Below are 19,787 nucleotides of genomic sequence, written 5' to 3'. Positions count from 1 at the left end.
TCATGAGCATTTCGGCAGGACGTGTTGCGTTGGTGACGGGAGCTTCGCAGGGGATTGGGCGCGCATGTGCGCTGGAGTTGGCGCGGGCGGGAGCGACGGTGGCGCTGGCGGCGAGGAATCTCGAGAAGCTGGGCGACGTTGCTGCGGAGATTGCGGCTGCGGGTGGAAAGGCGCATGCGTTTGCGCTCGATGTTTCAAACGAGGAGTCGATCAAGGAGTGCGCGAAGGCGGTGATTGCGCACTTTGGAGCGGTACACATTCTGGTGAATAACGCCGGCATCACGCGGGACATCTTATCGCTGCGCATGAAGCGGAAGGATTGGGACGATGTGCTGACGACCAACCTGACGGGCGCGTTCCTGATGACGCAGGCGGTGATGTCGCAGATGGTGAAGGGCCGGTGGGGGCGAATCGTCAACGTGACCTCGGTGGTGGGGGAGACGGGACAGGCGGGGCAGGCGAACTATGCAGCCTCGAAGGCGGGGCTGATCGGGTTGACCAAGTCGCTGGCACGCGAGCTGGCGAGCAGGACGATTACGGTGAATGCGGTGGCGCCAGGATTTATCGAGACGGCGATGACCGAGGTCCTTACCGCCGAGCAAAAGGCGATGAATGCGCAGTTCATTCCGCTGGGACGAGTTGGAACCGACATTGAGGTGGCTCATGCGGTTGCGTTCCTTGCGTCGGAGGAGGCCAGCTATATTACCGGGCACACGCTGGACGTAAACGGCGGAATGTACATGGGGTAACCCGGCCTATGGGTACCCTTGGCAGCGACAAAATTTATCATAGTTTCGCCGAGTACTTGCTGTAAAGTCTTTCCAGTACGTGATTTATGGTTCAATTTTCTTTTTTGAGTTTTGAGGTTGATCTTTTGCACCCCGTCCAGAGCTGTTTGGGTTGCCTCTCTCAAAGAGGTTGCAGGGAGCCTTTGAAGCAGGTCCGGGTCCAGAGTGATTGCCGCAATTGTTGAATCAGAGATCCAATCTGATTGATTTGGCGTAAGCCTTTCAGCTATCGCGTGATTCGTCTCCCGAAAAATGTCTTTGATTTGTTTCAATCAGCAACTACTTGGAACTGGCAAAGGCCTGTTCCACAGACTGGACTGCCTTATCACCAGAGACCAGATCCTATCTGTCGTACTGCAAGTAAATACCTGACGTTCCAGTTCCACGATCCTCGGTTCACGAAGTAACTTATGCTGTCGACCAGAGATGAAGCAAAAGACCTATTGGGGAGTGATCTGGATGCTGCGCACCTTCTCGTTCTGCGTGGGCGAGAGGCGATTCTGCGCATGCAGCCAGTCCTAATCCGTTTGAGCGCGCTCTGCGAACAGACCGGAGCGATGGATTACCTGGAGTACTTCCTGACCGGAACCGACAATCTGAAGAAGATTCCCTACCTGGTGCTGGCAGGAAAGCGTCGGGACTTAACCGTTACTGAGCTGCGGGCCGAAGACCTGAAGGGCGCCGTGCTGGTCTATGAGTACAAGGTGCTGGGGATGCCGTCGCGGGTCTTCACCACAAGCGACTTCAACGGCAGCAGGGCCGTGATTGCGCCGCCTGCCGAGCGAACCAGAATCTCCGCCAACGTAGGCCGCTACCTAATGACCAATGGCGCGCAGGTGGTAATGCTCAGCTACTCGGGCGAGGGCGACGAGACGTGGTCGGCGTGTTTCGACGGCTCGGTTCCCGGGGATGAGAAGCGCCTGTGGACGACGCAGACCCGCGAGGTAGGGGCGACCATTGTGCTGGAAAAGACGGTGAATGAGACGCTGGCCGCCATGGGCAAGCACACCCGGCGAAATCTGCGGTACTACCGCCGCAAGGCCGAGGCTGAGCTGGGGTGCATCTTCGAAGGCGACGTGAAGAGCATGCTGAACAAGGCTCAGCTGATCGAATTGAACGAGGCGTCGACCCATCCCGTCTCCGAGAACGTGCTCGAGCGGCGATACAGCTCCATGAAGGCGCTGGACGGGTTGTTCTGCGTTGGTGTGAAGCGGCCGGACGGCCAGTGGATCAGCCTGCTGGGCGGCAGGAGACATCATGGCGTGTCGGAGATTGACTGGCAGATGAATCGCGGAGGACTCGAACGATACTCGGTTGGGACGGTGATCCGCGCGTACCTGATCGAGCACGAGATTAAGATTGGAACCGGCAGGCTGTACTTCGAAGGAGGAACTCCGCACTCGATGCGGCACGCGTTCGTCTCCGAGAAGGCGGTCGATATTGTGGTGGCGAAGCGGTCGCTGTTTGTCTCACTGCTGCGCCGTGTGGCCCACTGGTCGCCGCCAAAAAATAACTTTCTGCTGCAGACGCTGGTCGATCCTGCGCTGCATTGGGAGCTGCACTAGACTTCTATCGAGAGATGAAGCGGCCGGCGCATCGTTTCGTAGATCCTGACGCAGACACAAAATTCAATGACGAGACTCAACACCGCATGGTCGAAGCTGCGATGGTCGCTCGCACAGCGCGGGCTGGCGGGAACGATGCGTACCGCACTGGGCCGCCTGCAGCATCAGGAGGGCGCCGCGGGTCTGGAAAAGCCGGTGCTGCATCCCTTCGATCAACGCTACGGCGTCGACACCAGCGGCCTGATCGGCGGTGGCGACCTGCGCACGGGGCATAAGAACGACGTCTTCAATACTGCCTACTACGGTATGGCTCCCTCGCGGTTTCGGCGCGTGGTCGAGGATTGGATCTCCGGCTCTGAGCACGCCGCGATCTCTCAGTACAGCTTCGTCGATCTGGGCTGCGGGAAGGGTCGCGCAGTGATGATGGCCTCGGAGTTTTCGTTTCGGCAGGTGATCGGGGTGGAGTTGAACGCCTCGCTGGCCAAGACCGCGGAGTCGAACCTGGCCGCCTGGACTGGTGCGACCGGCGCGGGGCGAGCGGTGTGTCCGGTGCGGATTCTCCACCAGGACGCGACCGAGTTCTCGTTTCCGGACGGGCCGTGCCTGCTCTACCTCTTCAATCCGTTCGCGGCTCCGGTGGTAAAGCGTCTGATCGAGCGGTTGGAGGCTGAATTTGCGGGCAGGCCGGGTCTGCTGGACGTCATCTACTTCAACCCCGAGGCAGGCGAGCTGCTGGAGGCTCATGCCGGCTTCAGGCTTCTATGGACCGGGACCGTGGAGCTGTCGGAGGAGGATGCGGCGGCGGACCACGTAGCCTCGCCGGAGGATCTGTGCAGCGTGTACCGGTGGGTGGGGGGGACGGGGTAGGATCGAGACTGTTACGAAACTCTATGCCCCGACCAGCAGAGATTGCCACATCACGTTGGTCTATGACGCACCCTGCATATAGCTGGTATTATCGGCCGCACCAAGGGGCGCGGTAGAGTTGCTTTCCGGCCGCTTCCTATCCCAACATTGAGGAGCAAAAAGGATGAGCGTCAAACCTACAATCGTTCTCGTTCATGGCTTTTGGGGCGGAGCTGCCCATTGGGCAAAGTAATTGTTGAGCTTTCCCGCAAAGGCTACACAGATCTTCACGCCGTTGAATTGCCACTCACCTCTCTTGCCGAGGATGCGGAACGGACGAAGAAGATGGTTTTGCAGCAAAAGGTGCCGGTCGTATTGGTTGGTCACTCCTATGGCGGCGCTGTCATCACCGAGGCTGGAAATCAACCGAACGTGGTCGGCCTGGTCTATATAGCAGCATTTGCGCCGGACGCCGGGGAGAGCCTAGGGGGAATCACTCAAGAACATCTTCCCGCGGCAGCGGCAAACCTAGCTCCCGACAGCGATGGATTTCTATGGATTAAACCAGATAAATTTCATGAAAGCTTCTGTCAGGACTTAACGGACGACGAAGGACTCGTAATGGCTGTCACGCAGAAGGCGCCGCTCGCTAGCACATTTGGCAATACGATCTCAGTTCCCGCTTGGAAGAACAAGCCTTCCTGGTATCAGATATCCAGCGAAGACAGAATGATCGCGCCGGAAAATGAGAGACGAATGTCGGCTCGACTTGGGGCAAAAAAAATCATTACCCTCGCAGCTAGTCACGCTTCGCTGGCTTCAAAACCTATTGAGGTAGCGGCGCTGATTGACGAGGCTGCGAAAGAGTCGATGAAGTAATCACTGCCCTGGGATACTAGCTGAGGTTACTTCAAGACTAGTAACTGATCCTGTAATGCCGGGTGCGGTTCCTGAGTTGCGCGAAGTTCAAGTAAGGCTTCAGGGTTTGGCCGGTAACTGCCTGTCATGAACCTGGGATGGTTCGGAGTTGCCCTGATCCCCAAAGTTAGCCATTGACCAACTCGTTGCGGCTGTTTACTTTGTGGCTAATGGCTGACATGCAAACAATACCTGTTGATCTGGCGAACGAGTCGATTGAGGCTCTTTCCATCTCGATGAATATCGGTTCTACGATTCGCGGATATCGGCTCCAAAAAGGTATGTCGCAGGGCGACATCGAGAAGCGGACCGGGCTGCTGCGCTGTTACCTTTCGCGTGTGGAGAATGGGCACACCGTGCCGTCGCTCGAGACACTTCAGAAGATTGCGCGAGCGCTGGACTTGCAGCTCTCGGAGTTCTTCGCCGAAGAGACGATGGCCAAAGAGATGTCGGGGCTGAACCTGGGCGAGGAGGAGATCCGGTTTTTGACCCAGGTGCAGCGTTACTCGGCGCACTTGTCGGAGAGCGACCGTAGGCTGCTGCTGGCCATGGTGCGGAAGTTCGCCCAGACGACGCTTAGCTAAGTCTGACGCGCAGCGAAAGACGAGGTTCGCCTTACTCTACTCAGACCGAGGGAATCAACTGGTGCCGAATAGCGAACTTCTGAATAAGCTCAAAAATATCACTGCTGAAAGATCCGATCGCTCCACCAGAGCGAAACGGATCGCGGATGCCATTCGCAAGGAAGGATCCTGGCGTTGGGTGGGAATCTATGATGTGGACTTTGAGCGCGGACTGGTCGTGAATATTGCGTGGAGCGGGTACTCCGCGCCGTCTCAACCCGCTTTTCCGATGACACAGGGCCTGACCGCGAGAGCAATTGCCGGAGTCAGAACGGTCAACGCCGGCAATGTGGCCGATGACTCGGGCTACATGACGACGTTCGACAGCACGCGGGCGGAGATTATCGTTCCGGTTCTGGCCCATGGACACGGCGATCTCGTCATCGGGACGCTGGATGTGGAGAGCGAGCATCTGAATGCCTTCGATGCCGACGCGCAGGCTCTGCTTGAAGAGTGTGCCCGCGTGCTCGAGGCATTTTGGGCCGAGTCCAGGTTGCGGTAGCGTCTCCTGTTTGGCGTGCAGCCGCAAAAGCGGGTAGCGAGTTAGCAAGTCAGCAGCGAATCAGTACAACTCCCGCTGACTGGCTGACTGGCTAACTCGCTTACCGCAGCTTGGTGATGAAGTACGCAAAAAGGAATAGCAGAAACGCGGCTCCGGCGAAGGTGAGCTTCTGCCGGGCGAGGTAGCGGGTGCGGCCTGAGGTCATGCGCGGCACCAGCGGAACGCCCAGCGCCAACCCACTCAGAAAGCCGCCAATGTGGGCGTGGTTGTCGATGCGGACGATGCTGGTAAAGTTCGCGCCGATGCCTATGATCAGGTTCAACACCGCGAACTGAATGACGGAGCGGCGAAGGCGTTTGAGCTCGAACGCCGGGATGGGAAGCTTCTTGTTCGACAGCAGAACAATCAGAATGCCCGCGATGCCGAAGACCGCACCTGACGCCCCGGCGCCCACCGAGCCGTAGTCGTGAAAGATGACATTGGAGCAGAGACCGAGTAGGTTCCCGGCGACACCAGTAAGGACATAAACCGCAATCAGTCCCATCGGCCCCAACAGAGGCTCGCCCAGCAGGCCGAGGTTCCACAGGCACCACATGTTGGTCGCGATATGCAACAGGCCCACATGAACGAAGGTGGCCGTAAGCAGCCGATACCACTGGCCGTGCAGGATGAACTCCGTGTTCGTAGCTCCGAAGTAAAGCAACTGGCCGGGCGTCGGGTTACTCGGGGAGACGCCGCGGAAGATCATGTAGCAGAAGACGGCGATGTTAATGCCGAGCAAAATATAGGTGCCCGGGGTGACAAGGATATTCCAGCCGCGCGCGCGGGAGTTAGGCCGTGAGGCCTCGCGCTCATAGTCGGGGATCGGCTGAGCGGGGTGAGCGTCTGTGTGCGGCGGCAGAACTTCGCCTTCAGGGGTGGGGAAGGACATGGTGTTGTACTACGCTATCAAATGCCGTACGGGAGTGGGGAGTGGTTCGCCAAAATCAGAAGCAGCAGGTGACCGGCAGTGCCGCAGATAAGGACTCCGTGACTTTGCTCAGGCGGCGTTCTTGGTAAAGCGGTCGCGGAGATCCGCAGGAATTCGCTGCTGAACGATGCCGCCGATAAAGCCCGGCAGCGGAGTCGCAATTGCAACCAGCACCCAGAGCAGAGTCGAGAAGACAAGGCCGACGATCGCGACTGCCTCAAGCGACACGGCAACCGCATGAGCCTGGTTCAGATGAACCCGAACGGTGTTGATATGGGTGACAACCTCAACCCGGTGAATGACCACGGCAGCCAGAAGAAACGCAACGATCGAAAGGGAGCTGACGCTGATCAAAAGTACATCGATGGTGCGCGCGATGCGCTGGCGACGGAGGCAGTGACTGCAGTCGGAGAGATGCTGCTCATAGTCCGTGCGCATGGCCGGAGAGAGTCCCGAGATGTCGTAGCGCCAACCGGAGAGGATGTCTCCCACCACCTGATCAATGCAACCTAGGCTATGGGCTCTGCGGTTGACTGGAAATGCTAACGCTGTCTTTTTCATCGGTTTATAGTTACCATTCTACCCTGTTTGATAGCTCGAAGAAAAGAAAGGATTCATCGAATCGTAACCGTCAGAGTACCCTCCCTAAACAGCTGAAAAAGAAGCATTAAAGAGTGATGGGATCGAGCGGAACAGACTGGCCAGCCAGAACGATCCGGTTACCGAGCAGCATTGGCTGGTTACCTAGCGCCTGTTCAGCAGAAAGACGCGCCAGCTCAGGAGCGTTATTAGACTCCGACAGGTGCCCGAGAACGATCCAGGCTGCCCCGCCGTCGTAGTCCTTTTCGAGAAACTCAGCCGTCGCGTGGTTGGAGAGGTGGCCAACCCGTGACAAAACACGCTGCTTGACCGACCAGGGGTATGGGCCGTCGCGCAGCATCTCGAGATCGTGGTTGGACTCCAGCAGAAGCACATCAATGCGTTTAAGAGCAGCCTTGACGTTAGGAGGCATATAGCCAAGGTCGGTCGCCAGCGCCATTCGGATGCCCTCGGCCTCGAAGACAAAGCCGCAGGGATCGGCCGCATCGTGCGGAATAGTAAAGGGGGTGATGTCGATGTCGCCGATGGAGAACTGCGTGCCGGCGTGGAAGTACTCCACCGCAGGAAGATGGGTGGGGTCTGCCTTTTGTGCCGCCGGCTCCGGGCTGCAAAGCTCCTCCTCCTCATCGGGGTCGACGGGCAGCTCGAGGGTGGCGTTAGGGTCGTCGGAGCGGTTGAGGGCAGCAGCCTCGGAGGAGACGCTGGCGATCGCCTCGGACTGCGCGGCAAGCTGGGCGGCCAGGCCCGCAGTCTGGATACAAGCCGAGGTGCTCGCAGCAATGGCTGTGGCGCGGGCTTCCTTCTCGCGCTGCACATGATCGAGCCATTTAGCGTAGGTCATCGTAGTGCGTGGGGTCAGCATGCGAACCCAGGCACGGTGCGTCGGCTCGGTAAAGAAGACAGGAATCTTCAGGCGTCGTGCAAGAACCGCAAGGCCTGCAATGTGGTCCTGATGCTCATGCGTAACGAGGATGGCGTCGAGCTTGGCGGGATCTTCCCCCGCGACGGCCATGCGCCGCAAAAGTTCGCGGCAGGAGAGGCCGGCGTCGACCAGAACGCGCGTCCTGGAGCTGGCGATGACTGTGCTGTTGCCTTTGGATCCGGAGGCGAGCACTGTCATACGCATCATCACGTTAGGATACGCCGATTGGTTGTGAGTATGTCGCCAGGGTAACCAGATTGGTTCCCCCCATATGCTGTCCTGCCGGACGGGCCTCCTGCGCGGAGGGCGGGCGTTCGCACGCGTTTTTAAAGCTTCGCTCGCTCCTCCCGTTGGTCGGAATCAACTTCTCCTCCGACCAACGGGAGGACCAGGCGCAGCGGTACACACCGCCCCACGCGTAGTGGGCCCGTCCGCAGGACAGCTTTTCACGACTCGAGACGACGAACCGCGGCGATATCCGCCAGCAGGGTCGAATGACCGCCAGTCCCTATCGGGACGAAGTTGCTGTTGGGACCGGGCTCAACCTTCAGGTAAAAGACGTCGGGGGTCTCTTCGGCATCAAAGACGAAGAGAATTTGAGCCGGAAACCGCTCGCCTTCGACAGTCTCAAGCATGACGACGAGGTCGATACTCGATTTGAGAAGAGCAAGATCCTCGCTGGTCATTGAAAGCTCGTTCTTTACTAGACGGTGGGCCGGACGGGAGCCAGGAAATTGACTGTGGAGCGCATCACCACCTCGTCGCGCTGATTGAAGGCAAGCGTGCGGGTGCGAACCACACCGAACTCCTTGCGGGAGTTGGAGTGCCGAACACCGACGACCTCGATCTCGGTGCGAAGCGAATCGCCCGGGCGAACCGGCTCGGTCCAGCGCATCTCTTCCACGCCTGCGCCGATCATCCCGCCCGCAACCGTGATCGACTGCACGCGAAGGCGCATCACGATCGCAGCGGTAAGCCAGCCCGAGGCCGCGAGACCCTTGAAGAAGGAGTTTTCCCCGGCAGCCTCGTCGAGGTGAAACGGCTGCGGGTCATACTTGCTGCCGAACTCTTTGATCTCTTCGGCAGTCACCTTGGCCTGGCCAAGCGAATTGAACTTCTGGCCTACGTAAAAGTCTTCGTAATAAAACTCCTGGGGCATTGTCTCTCCTGTTCCTTTGGATGCTGCGTCTAGCTTCAGGCTTCGGCTGATCTCATTAGTGTAGAACCGCAAGAGCCGATCTTGCTCATGAGGTGGGATAGGTGTAGAAGCCGCGTCCTGATTTCCGTCCCAGCCAGCCGGCGTCGACCATGCGAACCAGCAGCGGACAGGGGTTGTACTTCGGGCTGCCAAGCCCGTCGGCGAGGACCCGCATGATATCGGCGCAGACGTCGAGCCCGATAAAGTCGGCGAGAGTGAGCGGACCCATCGGATGTGCCATGCCGAGCACGAAGACCTGATCGACGGCCTCGGCAGTCGCCACGCCCTCCATCACCGAGTAGATCGCCTCGTTGATCAGAGGCATCAGCACGCGGTTTGAGATGAATCCCGCGGCGTCATTGACCTCGACCGGCTTCTTGTCGAGTTGCAGCGAGAGTGCATGCACCGCGTCGAAGGTAGCCTGCGAGGTCGCAAGGCCGCGAATGACCTCCACCAGCTTCATCACCGGTACGGGGTTGAAGAAGTGCATCCCGATCACCTGCTCAGGACGCTTCGTCACCGCGGCAAGCTTCGTAATCGAGATGGAGCTCGTATTCGTCGCGAGGATGGCTTCAGCAGGAAGGATGCGGTCGAGATCACGAAAGATCTCCGACTTGATCGCAAACTTCTCCGTCGCGGCCTCGATGGCAAAGCTGCAACTGCCAAGCGCCTCACGGTCGAGCGTGGGAGTAATCCGCGCTCTGGCCTCGTCGGCCTGCTGCTGCGTGAGCTTGTTCTTCACCACTTCGCGAGCCAGATTTTTTTCGATGGTAGCGAGCCCGCGACCGAGAAACGACTGCTGCAGATCGTAGAGGACAACGGGAAAGCCGGAGCGGGCACAGACGTGCGCGATGCCGTTGCCCATGGTTCCGGCGCCGAGGATTGCAATGGTCTCAATGGTCTTCAAATCGGACATAAAGGAGTTTCAGACGACTTCGCAGTGTAGCAGCTTGCGTGTGACCCGCGGAATCAGGGGGCATCCAGGCAGTGGGTCAATTTGAAATCCGGGGCAGCCTAGTTACCTATAACCCGTTTGCGCGCATCGCCCCTTCGAAAGGGGGGATCACTTCCCACAAGCCGACTTATCGTTACCTAACCCATTTCTTGGCTTCACGCTGGTTCGTTCCAGAGATGACAACGCAGCGGTTCACTATTCCATCACTTGTTTTTTCGAAACGAAAGCTCGCGCCTCCCGTTAGCAACGTAAAGTATTGCTGCTCGGACTCCGGCAGCAATTCAACCGGCTCCGAAAGGCCGAAGTGGTAGGTCGAACCCACACTGTAGGTCCCCGAGATGTAGGGTCGCCCGTCCCGGATGGTGACCGTGAATTTGTCTTGTCCGTCCCGATCGGCCTGATCATAAGTGCCCTCTAAATCCTTAAAGGATGTTGGATCAAGTTTTATCAGGGTATGCTCAGCTGGCTGAAAATCAGGCCATGCGTATTCATGTGCAACAGCTCGAAGGATCTCCGTGATGAGTTTCTCGCCTTGCTGGCCATTGGTCATAATTACGATGCCTTGCCCTCTGTCGCGATATGCTTCCAACACGGAGATAAAGCCCGTGTTCACACCAAAATGATCGAAGCGCGGCGTCGCGCCCGGCTTCTCCACTTCGAAGCCCAATCCCCAATTGTCTTTCTGACGGGTCAGCATCTCCTCTGCCAGTGCCTGCGAGAGAACCTTGTGTGAGTTTCCCGCGTATTCCTGTTGCACTTCAATTGCCGCCCGCGCGAGGTCCGAAGGCGTCGCCCACAAGCCCGCAGCCGCCATCTCAGGATAGATATGAAAGCCTCCCGGGAGTGGTTCGCCGTTCGGTCCGTATCCATGTGCAGCGCTACTGAGAAGACTGGGCGGCAGCGGCTGTTCATATGTGCTGTGAGACATCCCAATGGGGCTGAGAACGAGGTCGTTCATCAGCGCCGGGAAGCTTTTCCCTGTAGCCTCCATCATCATCAATTGCGTGACTATCATGCCACCGCCGGAGTAGCTATACACCGAACCGGGCACGGCTGCGACACGCACTGGGGCTGAGTTCGCCGGTTTCGCTCCGTCAAGAATCTGCGCGACCGATGGCAGCGGCCGATTCACTTCATAGCCGCCAAAGCCGTGGACGCTCACTCCGCCGCTATGGCTGAGAAGCATGCGAAGAGTGACTTTTTGGTTCGCCGTGAACTCATTGTCGGGAAGTTTCCACGAGGTGAGTTCGTCGTTCACATTTTCGTCCAGCTTCAGCTTGCCGCGTTGTACCAGTTTGAGCGCGCCTAGCGCAGCAATCGGCTTGCTGATTGACCCCGCCTGAAAGAGAGTTTCAGTAGTGACAGGGCGATTCCTTTGTATGTCCGCCACTCCGTAGACATGCGTCCATTCGATTCGCTCATGGTCGAAGTAGGCAATGCTGATTCCGGGTACATGGTAGTAGCGCATCCTGTCAGCAAGCTTCATGACAGGCGCCGGGTGGCCTTTGATCACGACCGAGGGCAACAATCCATTCTGGATACGAGAAATATGAGCTTGCGTCGCGGTGGTCGCCGCAGGCTGTTGTGCTTGAGTCTGAAGCAACATCAAGGCTGCTGTGATAACTATCGCAGACGAGTGGGTACGACTAGACAGCCAAATCCTGTGCATGAAGCCCTCGCAAGGGAGGATTTACTTGCTGAAGCGCATACGCGTAGCAATAGACAACGGTTCCGTGCCTTTTGCGTGCAGTTCCTTGAAAGTCTCGGGAAACGCGCTTATGTTCAACTAATCCGACCGGGTTTCCCAAAAAGTCGCTTTTTCGGCAGTCTCAGTCATTCATTCAAAACCGACCACTACCGGCAGCTATGGAGCGACGGCGACCAGTAGCACAGTGATGTTATCGTTGCCGCCGTTGCGATTGGCCGTCGTGATCAGATCTTCGCATGCCTTGGTGAGCGCGGCCACGGTCTGCGGCCTGGGGATCGCAGTCAGAATCTCCGCGATCTCTTCGTCAGTCACCTCGTGGGTCAGACCGTCAGACGCAAGCAGATACACATCGTTCGCCTGCGGACGATGGCTTTGAATCTCCGGCTGCACCGTAGCCTGCGAACCGATGGCGCGGGTAATGAGGTTGCGCATGGGGGAGTGCGCCGCCTGATCGAGCGTGATCTGCCCGGCGCGAAGCTGCTCCTCGATCAGCGAATGATCGATAGTGAGCTGCTCCAGCTTGCCGCGGCGCTGGCGGTAGCAGCGGCTGTCACCAACATGGCCCAGCCAAAGCGTCGGAGGATCGGTGACGCGGGAGTTCAGATGACTGGCCGGCGAACGGCGAGTAGGTGCCTTGCCATTCTCCCCCTTGCTCTCGCTTTTGACCACTGGCGTGTGCAGCAGAGCAACCAGCGTCGTGCCCATGCCGTTGTACTGTCGCTGCTGGCGGGACTGCTGATAGACCGCATGATTGGCCGCATGAATCGCTGCATTCATACGCGCCTCCGGCGTCAACGACGCGTCGAGCCCACCTCGCGGCGGAGAAAGATTCGCGAGAAACGTATCGGCAGCCAGAGTGCTCGCAACCTCGCCGGCGGCCGCTCCGCCCATGCCGTCGCAGACGACGAACGCCCCAATCTCAGGCGCCGCAGCGCAGGTATCTTCATTGCCCTTACGGACGCGGCCGCGGTGACTGAGCATGGCGTAGATGAGGTGAGTCGCAGACATATTCGTGCGGGGGCCGTGTGCAGCAGAACCATCCGAGGAGAACAATACACGTCGCAGCCGAAGAGACCAAGGGTACGTTAGTGTTAGGAGCGGAGACCGTTGGCATGAACCGGATCGTGCAGGGAGATAACCTCACCGTTTTGCAGTCGTTGGCAGCCGCCTCCGTAGAGCTGATCTACGTTGATCCCCCCTTCAACACCGGCAAACGCCAGAGCCGCACCCAGATGAAGACCATTCGCGACGAGGCAGGCGACCGCGTCGGATTCGGCGGCCGACGCTACCGCACCGAAGTGCTGGAGCAGCAAAGCGGGGGCACAGGCTACGGCGACCGCTTCGACGACTTCCTCGGCTTCCTGCGCCCACGCCTAGTCGAAGCACACCGCATCCTCTCGCCCACCGGCTCCCTCTTCTTCCACATCGACTATCGCGAGGTTCACTATTGCAAGGTCATGCTCGACGAGATCTTTGGACGCGACTGCTTCCAGAACGAGATCATCTGGGCCTATGACTACGGCGCACGCGCCACCAAACGCTGGCCCGCCAAGCACGACAACATCCTCTGGTATACCAGGGATCCCAAGCGCTACACCTTCAACCTCAACGAGAGCGACCGCATCCCCTACATGGCGCCTGGGCTGGTCGGCGCAACCAAAGCAGCCCGCGGCAAGACGCCGACCGATGTCTGGTGGCACACCATCGTCTCGCCCACTGGCAAGGAGAAGACCGGCTACGCCACGCAGAAGCCACTCGGCATCCTCGAGCGGATCGTGCGCGTCCATTCCAACCCAGGCGACACGGTGCTCGATTTCTTTGCCGGCAGCGGAACGACCGGAGCCGCCGCAGCCAGACACGATCGCAGCTTCCTGCTCGTTGACGAGAGCGCCGCGGCCATCGCCGTGATGGAAAAACGTCTTACAGCCTACGCCCCCCGGAGAGAGGACATGCCCCTCCCGAGAGTCAAAAAAACCAAGGCCAGAAGATCTACCCGCGCGCCTGCTTCTCGGCGAAGTCTCCAATGATCGGCAGCTTGTACCACTCGCCCTTGCTGGCCTTGATGATGAGGAACAGCCAGACCAGAAAGAGGCCGAGCGCTATCACCAGATGCACCAGCGAGAACAGCAGAACAATCCCCGGAATGAAGTGCAGGAGTATCTCCCCAAAGGAGATCAGCAGCTGCAGCACAAACGCCGCCACGCAAAGGCCGATCGACTGCCACGAGTGAAATCGCACCAGCGGCATCTTGTTGAAGGGCTCGAGCACCAGGAAGATAATCGCCGGAATAATCGTGAGATACGCGATGGCCGCCGCTGCATTCTCCGACAGCCCTGCGTTGGTCGCGGCTGGCGGCGCTGCAACATAAGCAGGCGGCACCGTAGAGTAAGCCGGCGGAACATTCGTATAGTCCGGCGGCGGGGGCACCGTTGAACTCGCAGCACTACCCGCGGCAAGGGGCGCACCGCAATGGTTACAAAATGCATTTTGGGTTGCCACCTCGTTGTGGCAGACGGGACACTGCATGGCATCACTCCTGAGAGATGGAATTGGGGCCTAAGTGCAGAACGCAAGTCAGCTCGAGACAGCTCGGAAGTGGACCTCGTCTGAAGTGCTACCCAGCATACCCCGGAATCGGCGCGATTCGATCGATTTTTTCGATGCCCTGCAAAATCGAGAGGTCGAAGTCTAATTCCCCGGCGCGGTTACCGAGACGTCGACCCAGCCTCAACAGTATCCAAGAATCGCGAGAATTCGATTTGCCTCAGCCAGCGGAAGACCCTCGCTCCCCACACAACGCTCACAAACGGCGTTGGGGTCGGTTGAGTAAACCGGGCTGACGAGTAACTCCGGTCTCGCCGCAAGCGCCCTGCGAATCTCAGCCACCGCCGTCTCGAAACTCTCCGGACGATGTGCTTGTCTATGATCCTGCCAGGCCGATTCGACAGCCTCCGTCGTCGAAAGCTCCATCAGTCTAAGAAAATCTCGAACGTACTTGGGAGCCACAGGCTGGCCTTCGCAAAGATTCCAGCTTAGCCTGGCCGCTCGTGCCGTCAGATCTTCCATCGAGATCATTGGCAGTCTTTCGAACTTCCCTTCGATCGGATGAACACGGTTCATCACCGATCCGTAGGCACGAAACACATCCACCCGAACCCCGGTCTCTTCGTCCACGCATTGCAGCAGCGTCTTCCCCGGAGGATCCCCTGGATGAACGTGACGCATAAGGAAGTCTTTGGAAAGACTCTGCGGTATGCAATCGAACGACGGCACGATGAAGTCGATATCGTGCAGCGGACGAAGCTCGAACGGTCCGCCGCACCGCACTATGTAAATCTCAGTGGCAAGTCCACCAGTCAACGCCCACCGGGAGATGTCGTGCCCGGCAAGTTTGCGGATCGTCCGCTCGGCTCGAGCTTTATCGATCTCAGAAAGAGCAACCCCGAAGATCACTGCGTCCTCCGGCTACGGCTTAGCCTGTCGCTCTGCGGCGAGGCACTCCTCGATCGACCTCTGCCACTCCGGCCCGCTCTCCGCGTCTTGCTTCCCCATGGCCAGCACGTCCTCATTCGCGGCTGCGTCGAGAGCAGTCCGAACATAGGTCACCTCCACCTTCGTGCTCGAGGGCGCAAGAACAGAGAGTCGCACCTCGACCGTAAAGACCAGCGCGTCGGGAATGAAGGACACATACTGCATACGGCCAACAATCGGATCAAAGACCGTATTTACCCACACGCTCTTATGCAGACCATGCTGGACCGTAAAGATGGCTCCCTGGACGTCCTGCGCCGGTTGAGGATGAACAAACTCGGGCTTCCAGTGCTTGCCCGCCCAGCACCGCTCTCCCTCCGGACCGAAGAGAGCCGAGGCGCGGCTCAACGGAGCCGGCACAATGAACTTAAAACTATTGCTGACATGAGCCGGCAACGCCGCTGTTTGCGCCATCGCGATAGGCTGCCCTGCGCTCACCACGCCGGTGGCCAGTGCGAGAGGAAGTAACGTGGCTGCTCTCATCTGCGCTCCTTCAAGTGATGGCTATCCAACGCGCGCAGCGTCAGGCCATAGATATTCTTCAACTTCTCAATCTCTTTCAGAGTCTGCGGAGAAAACGCGGACTTGCCCTCAAACGCATGAAGCACAATGCCCTCCAGCAGATCGCCCAGACTCATATCCTTCAACTCGGCCACGGCTTTCAGCACCTTTAGCAACCGCTTCTCCATGCGGACCCCGGTCTGAATCCGCTCAACCTCGACCAGGTTCTTCGATGTCGCCATGTGTACCAATGTACCACGGTAATAAAATGAAGAAATCAAAAAATAGGGGGAGCAGACCTCCCAGAGCAATTGTTCTTTAGGTGTTCTGCGGAGCGACCGACTGAAAGCCCGAAGGCTCATAGTGCGTGGTCAGCTTATTGTCTGCGACGGTGACGATCGTAAAGCCCTCCGGCGTGCCCAGACGCGTGCCATGCCACCAGTTGCCGCACACCGCTCCACTCGTGATGTACGGCACGCCCTTCCACTGAACCACTTCGTTGACATGGGTATGCCCCTGCAGAACGCCCAGCACATTATGTCCCGCGAAGAGATCAAGCACCTGGCTCGCATTGGCGACACTCAGGCCGTGGTGAGGCGGCGCAACCGCTAGTTCGGGCATGTATGCCGCGATCGCTGTGACGAGAGGAATATGAACCGAGACGATGACCGGTGTGCCCGGCGCGAGCACAGCAAGATCGGCCGTCAGCCACTGCAACTGTGCCGCGTCAATGCGGCCCTCGTAGGCGCGATCCGGCGTGATGCCGATCGAGTCCAGCACGATGAAGTGATGGCCCTTGTGGTCGAAGGAGTAGTACAGCTTGCCGAAGCGCTGCTCAAAGAGCTTTTTGCCGTAGAGCGGATCGTCCTGCGCGATACCACTGGCCGGGTAGATACCGAGAACGTCGTGATTGCCGACGGTGTGGTAAACCTTCACGCCCAGATCCTGTTCGGTCTTGTCGTAGAGGTCGAACAGGGTCAGCGCACGCTGCTTCGGCACGGCGAGCGCATCGAAGACGTGATCGCCCCCATTGATGGCAAAGTCGGCTTTGACCCCGCGGGCCTTCTTGAAGGCCATATCCGTACCGACAACGCCATTCAGTTCAGGCTGAAGATGCGCATCGGTAACGAACAGAAAAGTGAACGGCTCGCGAACCTGCCCACCGGCAGACGCTGATGCAGCAAGAAGCGAAGGCGCAACGGCTGCCGAGAGGCTAGTGGCGCCAAGCATCGTGAGAAACTGTCTGCGGCTGGTCGAGTTCACCGCTTCATGATAAATCTACGGAATAACTCAACGATAAAAGTTTGACATCTTCTCCACAGCCCGCAGGCAGCGCGCCACGAACTCCGCCGCTACCGGGAGGGTTGAGACCTCCGCCGGGCCTGGAAGATCAACTTTTTCTTTGGACCTCGAGGACTGAGCTTGGTCGGCTTCTTCGCGGCAGCCTTCTTCGCTGCGGCCTTCTTTGCCGCGACCTTCTTGCCTGTTTTGGCAACAGTCTTTCTAGCCGCCGCTTTTTTGGCCGCCAGAACTGGTGCGGCCTCTTCGGCGTGCGGAACATCCCCGGAGACCTCCTCCGCAGCCCTTCCCCTCCGTCCGAAGAAGGTGGTCAACAATCGCTGCATCTTTCCCAGGGCCGCCCCAACTGCGGACTCCGTCGTCATAGCGACTGCGTTCGCGCTCACCGGCTTGTCCCCGGCGGGGCGAACCTCAACCAGGCAGCGTTTGTCCGCTTTACCAGTCTTTTTGTTATCCACATCAGCGAGATGGACCTCGACTCGCGTAAGCCTCTTGGCAAACCGGTCCAGGACACGGCTCACCTCCCCTTCGACAAAACCCGTCAAACTCGCGTCTACGTCAATTGTCTTGTCGCTATTGACCTGAACCTTCATCTGATCCTCCGGTAGAGTCCCTCATTGAATCGGCTCAGTGTACCTCGATAGAAAGCACTCTGTGCGTGAATATCGGGGCTTTGGGAGCAATGCCCTGCCCTCGTGCTGAAGGATCAGACACACGAACCCAAAGGTTCAACGTCTCAGGAGATCTTCAGACGATCCACGCTCTGCATCTTCGCCAGACGCAACCCTCCGCAGCTAATTCCTGCGGCGGCCACCCATCAACTGCAGAACCGCCATAAAAATGTTGATCGCATCGAGGTAGATCGAGAGCGCAAGGGACACCGCCGACCGGCCATCTCCGCCTGCCCGGATGCGGGCAAAGTCACCAACCGTTAGCAGCGTAAAGACCCCCAGCGTCAACCAGGAGTAGGTATCCGGCGTCATGAAGCGGAAGAAGATGCTGGCGATACCGGCAAGCATCAGCAGCAGCAGAGCGGCGAAACCAATTCCGGCGATGCGCCGATAGTTGATGTTGAACAGATACGCGACGCATCCCATGGCCGCCATGCCCAGGCCGGTGGTTGCCGCCGCGTTGAAGACAACCGTCGAGCCTACAGTCTGAACGTAGCGGTGAATCAGCGGGCCGATCTCCCAACCCATGAAGTACGTCAGCGTAAGGAACAGCCCCAGCGCCAGCGCCGGACTCGCCTTGCGCGTAAAGGTAATCGCCAGCACGAGGACAAGCACCGCGATCATTCCCGGAAGGGTGCTCCACGGGGGAGCCGTTGCAACGCCGAAGGCCGTAATCAAAAAGCCGAGCGAGGTAATGCCCAGCACCTTGGCCAGCAGCGAGGCTGTCTCCTCGCGTGCGCCCTCAATCGTGGTGGGATACCCGTTCATATTCAAGCGGTTGTCGATCATCGTTTTTCTCCGCGGCAAGCCCTCAGGGGGCGCGTTCTATCGGCCTATCCCGCAGGTCCTGCCTGTCTTCCTGACTTCAATGATACTCGCCCCCAACTGCCCCGCCCGCAACAACAGGCGATGAATGATCCGTTAGGGAGCGCGAAAACATGAACTGTAAGACGAACGATAGAGACAAACGATTACAGCCGGTTGCGTCCAACCAAGTAAAATCAGACCATGAAGTATCTGATTGCGTTGCTGGCAGTTGCAGGCATTGTCGTTTCCATCATGGCGTTGCGCGTCCACTACATGGACCCTGCCCTTGCGCCCCCCTGCGCCGTGACCGAAAAGTTCGACTGCGGCGCGGTCAACCACAGCCGGTTTGCCGTCTTTCCTCCCCGCACCTTCGACGAAGACCCTAAGGCCGGTTCACATATTCCCGTGGCGATGCTGGGCATCGCAGGCTACGCAGCCATCGGGGTTCTCGCGCTGATGGGCCGCTGGTGGCTGGTCTTCGAGTTCGCTCAGATCGGTTTTCTCTTCGCCGCGTTTCTTAGCTACATCGAGGCATACGTTCTGCAGAAGTGGTGCATCTACTGTCTTTGGTCGCAGGGCATCGTAACGGCCATTCTGCTGGTAACGATCGTCGCGCTCGTCATGCGGTGGCGGCAGAAGCACTCGTCGCTCACGCCGTAGTGAACTCGAAGAGAAAGACTGTTTCAGATCAGCAGATATTGCGCCTGAACTAGGATTAGGCATCGGGTTGAGTTATTTCGTCGCAAGAAACAAGAAGAAGAGCAAAATCGGGAGCAGTGTATGTGGCCAAAGGTATTCGCGCAGTTAGTTGAGTTGCTGCCTCACATCTCGCGGCTGGTGCCGATGGCGGACAAGTTTTTCAACTCCAAGGCAGCCGCCGAAAAAGCTAATGAAGCTGCGATGGTGGCCATGGCCGAGGGCGTTCGCGGCGATCTGGGACAGGTCACCAAGGCGCACCTGGGACTCTACCGCCAGCTCCAGGACCAGAGCGCGCAGATCACCGAGATAGGAGAAGTGGTAAAGCATGCGCAGGCGTCTATGGAGCAGCACGAACACCGAATGGAGGCGCTCGAGAGACAGGTCGCCTCGTTCAGTCTATGGCTGAAGGCCGGCATTCCTATTTTGATTGCGCTGGTTTCGATGGTCGTCGTCCTTCTGGTCCGGCTACTCCAGCGATAGCACTCTCCGGAATCGTCTCTCAAAATAAATCTGCAAAATGTGGCGTATTTTTTGGCAGCGAAAACGTGGCGGCTAAAACACCACGTCAGCCACACGTATCACCACAACCTCACCACGTTTTCACCACAGCAAAACACATCAAAATCACAAATACCTCTGAAAAACCGCCATTCTCGCCTCCAGATTTTTTTACGTAAAAACCGT

The 19,787-nt window shown here is 58.4% G+C and carries 24 protein-coding genes; 9 read left to right on the top strand and 15 right to left on the bottom strand.

Going from position 1 to position 19,787, the window contains the following annotated elements; genetic code table 11:
• Positions 1-2 precede the first annotated feature (2 nt).
• From fabG to RBB75_RS13055, 6 genes are all read left to right on the top strand, one after another.
• Entirely contained in the window at positions 3-749 is a 747-nt protein-coding gene (gene fabG / locus RBB75_RS13080) for a 3-oxoacyl-[acyl-carrier-protein] reductase (protein WP_353068320.1), read from the top strand.
• A gap of 449 nt (positions 750-1,198) precedes the next feature.
• Positions 1,199-2,353: a hypothetical protein gene (locus RBB75_RS13075; protein ID WP_353068319.1), complete on the top strand. Its 1,155-nt coding sequence runs from the start codon at positions 1,199-1,201 to the stop codon at positions 2,351-2,353.
• A gap of 66 nt (positions 2,354-2,419) precedes the next feature.
• A complete protein-coding gene (locus RBB75_RS13070; protein ID WP_353068318.1) occupies positions 2,420-3,220 on the top strand; it encodes a class I SAM-dependent methyltransferase in 801 nt (266 codons plus the stop codon).
• Between the two features lie 219 nt (positions 3,221-3,439).
• Positions 3,440-4,078 (top strand): alpha/beta hydrolase, encoded by a 639-nt coding sequence (locus RBB75_RS13065; protein WP_353068317.1) that lies wholly within the window; start codon positions 3,440-3,442, stop codon positions 4,076-4,078.
• Positions 4,079-4,296: 218 nt separating this feature from the next.
• Positions 4,297-4,701, top strand: a complete 405-nt coding sequence (locus RBB75_RS13060) for a helix-turn-helix domain-containing protein (protein ID WP_179585397.1) — start codon at positions 4,297-4,299, stop codon at positions 4,699-4,701.
• A gap of 61 nt (positions 4,702-4,762) precedes the next feature.
• Positions 4,763-5,242 carry a GAF domain-containing protein gene (locus tag RBB75_RS13055; protein ID WP_353068316.1) on the top strand — a complete coding sequence of 160 codons (480 nt, stop codon included), beginning with the start codon at positions 4,763-4,765 and terminating at the stop codon, positions 5,240-5,242.
• A gap of 100 nt (positions 5,243-5,342) precedes the next feature.
• Here the strand turns inward: RBB75_RS13055 and RBB75_RS13050 are convergent, their stop codons facing one another.
• The 8 genes from RBB75_RS13050 to RBB75_RS13015 all read right to left on the bottom strand — a co-directional run bounded on the left by RBB75_RS13050 (position 5,343) and on the right by RBB75_RS13015 (position 12,603).
• Entirely contained in the window at positions 5,343-6,173 is an 831-nt protein-coding gene (locus tag RBB75_RS13050; RefSeq protein ID WP_353068315.1) for a rhomboid family intramembrane serine protease, read from the bottom strand.
• Positions 6,174-6,281: 108 nt separating this feature from the next.
• Complete coding sequence (locus RBB75_RS13045; protein WP_179637197.1) at positions 6,282-6,773, bottom strand: hypothetical protein; 492 nt, start codon at positions 6,771-6,773, stop codon at positions 6,282-6,284.
• A 106-nt stretch (positions 6,774-6,879) separates the two neighbouring features.
• On the bottom strand, positions 6,880-7,941 hold the full coding sequence (locus RBB75_RS13040; protein ID WP_353068314.1) for an MBL fold metallo-hydrolase: 1,062 nt from the start codon (positions 7,939-7,941) through the stop codon (positions 6,880-6,882).
• A 239-nt stretch (positions 7,942-8,180) separates the two neighbouring features.
• A complete protein-coding gene (locus tag RBB75_RS13035; protein ID WP_353068313.1) occupies positions 8,181-8,420 on the bottom strand; it encodes a hypothetical protein in 240 nt (79 codons plus the stop codon).
• Positions 8,421-8,437: 17 nt separating this feature from the next.
• Complete coding sequence (locus RBB75_RS13030) at positions 8,438-8,893, bottom strand: MaoC family dehydratase (RefSeq protein WP_353068312.1); 456 nt, start codon at positions 8,891-8,893, stop codon at positions 8,438-8,440.
• Between the two features lie 85 nt (positions 8,894-8,978).
• Positions 8,979-9,848, bottom strand: a complete 870-nt coding sequence (locus RBB75_RS13025; RefSeq protein WP_353068311.1) for a 3-hydroxybutyryl-CoA dehydrogenase — start codon at positions 9,846-9,848, stop codon at positions 8,979-8,981.
• 172 nt (positions 9,849-10,020) lie between these two features.
• Positions 10,021-11,493 carry a serine hydrolase domain-containing protein gene (locus RBB75_RS13020; RefSeq protein ID WP_353068310.1) on the bottom strand — a complete coding sequence of 491 codons (1,473 nt, stop codon included), beginning with the start codon at positions 11,491-11,493 and terminating at the stop codon, positions 10,021-10,023.
• Positions 11,494-11,751: 258 nt separating this feature from the next.
• Positions 11,752-12,603 carry a PP2C family protein-serine/threonine phosphatase gene (locus RBB75_RS13015; RefSeq protein ID WP_353068309.1) on the bottom strand — a complete coding sequence of 284 codons (852 nt, stop codon included), beginning with the start codon at positions 12,601-12,603 and terminating at the stop codon, positions 11,752-11,754.
• Positions 12,604-12,707: 104 nt separating this feature from the next.
• Here RBB75_RS13015 and RBB75_RS13010 point away from each other — a divergent pair, with 104 nt between their 5' ends.
• Positions 12,708-13,622 (top strand): DNA-methyltransferase, encoded by a 915-nt coding sequence (locus RBB75_RS13010; RefSeq protein ID WP_353068308.1) that lies wholly within the window; start codon positions 12,708-12,710, stop codon positions 13,620-13,622.
• Here the strand turns inward: RBB75_RS13010 and RBB75_RS13005 are convergent.
• The 7 genes from RBB75_RS13005 to RBB75_RS12975 form a co-directional block, all read right to left on the bottom strand.
• Positions 13,585-14,022 (bottom strand): DUF4870 domain-containing protein, encoded by a 438-nt coding sequence (locus tag RBB75_RS13005; protein ID WP_353068307.1) that lies wholly within the window; start codon positions 14,020-14,022, stop codon positions 13,585-13,587. The two genes, RBB75_RS13010 and RBB75_RS13005, sit on opposite strands and share 38 nt — an antisense overlap.
• Positions 14,023-14,322: 300 nt before the next feature.
• Complete coding sequence (locus tag RBB75_RS13000) at positions 14,323-15,048, bottom strand: hypothetical protein (RefSeq protein ID WP_353068306.1); 726 nt, start codon at positions 15,046-15,048, stop codon at positions 14,323-14,325.
• Between the two features lie 12 nt (positions 15,049-15,060).
• Positions 15,061-15,609 carry a hypothetical protein gene (locus RBB75_RS12995; protein WP_179637188.1) on the bottom strand — a complete coding sequence of 183 codons (549 nt, stop codon included), beginning with the start codon at positions 15,607-15,609 and terminating at the stop codon, positions 15,061-15,063.
• On the bottom strand, positions 15,606-15,869 hold the full coding sequence (locus tag RBB75_RS12990; RefSeq protein WP_179637187.1) for a hypothetical protein: 264 nt from the start codon (positions 15,867-15,869) through the stop codon (positions 15,606-15,608). Before RBB75_RS12990 ends, RBB75_RS12995 begins: the two co-directional genes overlap by 4 nt.
• Before the next feature lie 76 nt (positions 15,870-15,945).
• On the bottom strand, positions 15,946-16,890 hold the full coding sequence (locus RBB75_RS12985; protein ID WP_353068305.1) for a metallophosphoesterase family protein: 945 nt from the start codon (positions 16,888-16,890) through the stop codon (positions 15,946-15,948).
• A gap of 89 nt (positions 16,891-16,979) precedes the next feature.
• On the bottom strand, positions 16,980-17,519 hold the full coding sequence (locus RBB75_RS12980; RefSeq protein WP_179637186.1) for an HPF/RaiA family ribosome-associated protein: 540 nt from the start codon (positions 17,517-17,519) through the stop codon (positions 16,980-16,982).
• A 201-nt stretch (positions 17,520-17,720) separates the two neighbouring features.
• Positions 17,721-18,386: a Bax inhibitor-1/YccA family protein gene (locus RBB75_RS12975; protein ID WP_179637185.1), complete on the bottom strand. Its 666-nt coding sequence runs from the start codon at positions 18,384-18,386 to the stop codon at positions 17,721-17,723.
• Positions 18,387-18,605: 219 nt separating this feature from the next.
• On the opposite strand from RBB75_RS12975, the gene RBB75_RS12970 reads away from it, so the two are divergent.
• Entirely contained in the window at positions 18,606-19,064 is a 459-nt protein-coding gene (locus tag RBB75_RS12970) for a vitamin K epoxide reductase family protein (RefSeq protein WP_179637184.1), read from the top strand.
• Between the two features lie 120 nt (positions 19,065-19,184).
• Positions 19,185-19,583 (top strand): hypothetical protein, encoded by a 399-nt coding sequence (locus RBB75_RS12965; RefSeq protein ID WP_179637183.1) that lies wholly within the window; start codon positions 19,185-19,187, stop codon positions 19,581-19,583.
• Positions 19,584-19,787: the final 204 nt, after the last annotated feature.

This window comes from Tunturibacter empetritectus, from assembly GCF_040358985.1.
Taxonomy (GTDB): Bacteria; Acidobacteriota; Terriglobia; order Terriglobales; family Acidobacteriaceae; genus Edaphobacter; species Edaphobacter empetritectus.
The sequence above is the reverse complement of the archived record's forward strand: the minus strand, read 5'-3'. Positions and strand labels throughout refer to the sequence as shown.

Coding starts and splice junctions, on each gene's coding strand:
- fabG (WP_353068320.1), top strand. CDS start 3: ATGAGCATTTCGGCAGGACGTGTTGCGTTGGTGACGGGAGCTTCGCAG.
- RBB75_RS13075 (WP_353068319.1), top strand. CDS start 1,199: ATGCTGTCGACCAGAGATGAAGCAAAAGACCTATTGGGGAGTGATCTG.
- RBB75_RS13070 (WP_353068318.1), top strand. CDS start 2,420: ATGACGAGACTCAACACCGCATGGTCGAAGCTGCGATGGTCGCTCGCA.
- RBB75_RS13060 (WP_179585397.1), top strand. CDS start 4,297: ATGCAAACAATACCTGTTGATCTGGCGAACGAGTCGATTGAGGCTCTT.
- RBB75_RS13050 (WP_353068315.1), bottom strand. CDS start 6,173: ATGTCCTTCCCCACCCCTGAAGGCGAAGTTCTGCCGCCGCACACAGAC.
- RBB75_RS13045 (WP_179637197.1), bottom strand. CDS start 6,773: ATGAAAAAGACAGCGTTAGCATTTCCAGTCAACCGCAGAGCCCATAGC.
- RBB75_RS13040 (WP_353068314.1), bottom strand. CDS start 7,941: ATGATGCGTATGACAGTGCTCGCCTCCGGATCCAAAGGCAACAGCACA.
- RBB75_RS13035 (WP_353068313.1), bottom strand. CDS start 8,420: ATGACCAGCGAGGATCTTGCTCTTCTCAAATCGAGTATCGACCTCGTC.
- RBB75_RS13030 (WP_353068312.1), bottom strand. CDS start 8,893: ATGCCCCAGGAGTTTTATTACGAAGACTTTTACGTAGGCCAGAAGTTC.
- RBB75_RS13025 (WP_353068311.1), bottom strand. CDS start 9,848: ATGTCCGATTTGAAGACCATTGAGACCATTGCAATCCTCGGCGCCGGA.
- RBB75_RS13020 (WP_353068310.1), bottom strand. CDS start 11,493: ATGTTGCTTCAGACTCAAGCACAACAGCCTGCGGCGACCACCGCGACG.
- RBB75_RS13015 (WP_353068309.1), bottom strand. CDS start 12,603: ATGTCTGCGACTCACCTCATCTACGCCATGCTCAGTCACCGCGGCCGC.
- RBB75_RS13010 (WP_353068308.1), top strand. CDS start 12,708: ATGAACCGGATCGTGCAGGGAGATAACCTCACCGTTTTGCAGTCGTTG.
- RBB75_RS12995 (WP_179637188.1), bottom strand. CDS start 15,609: ATGAGAGCAGCCACGTTACTTCCTCTCGCACTGGCCACCGGCGTGGTG.
- RBB75_RS12990 (WP_179637187.1), bottom strand. CDS start 15,869: ATGGCGACATCGAAGAACCTGGTCGAGGTTGAGCGGATTCAGACCGGG.
- RBB75_RS12980 (WP_179637186.1), bottom strand. CDS start 17,519: ATGAAGGTTCAGGTCAATAGCGACAAGACAATTGACGTAGACGCGAGT.
- RBB75_RS12975 (WP_179637185.1), bottom strand. CDS start 18,386: ATGATCGACAACCGCTTGAATATGAACGGGTATCCCACCACGATTGAG.
- RBB75_RS12970 (WP_179637184.1), top strand. CDS start 18,606: ATGAAGTATCTGATTGCGTTGCTGGCAGTTGCAGGCATTGTCGTTTCC.
- RBB75_RS12965 (WP_179637183.1), top strand. CDS start 19,185: ATGTGGCCAAAGGTATTCGCGCAGTTAGTTGAGTTGCTGCCTCACATC.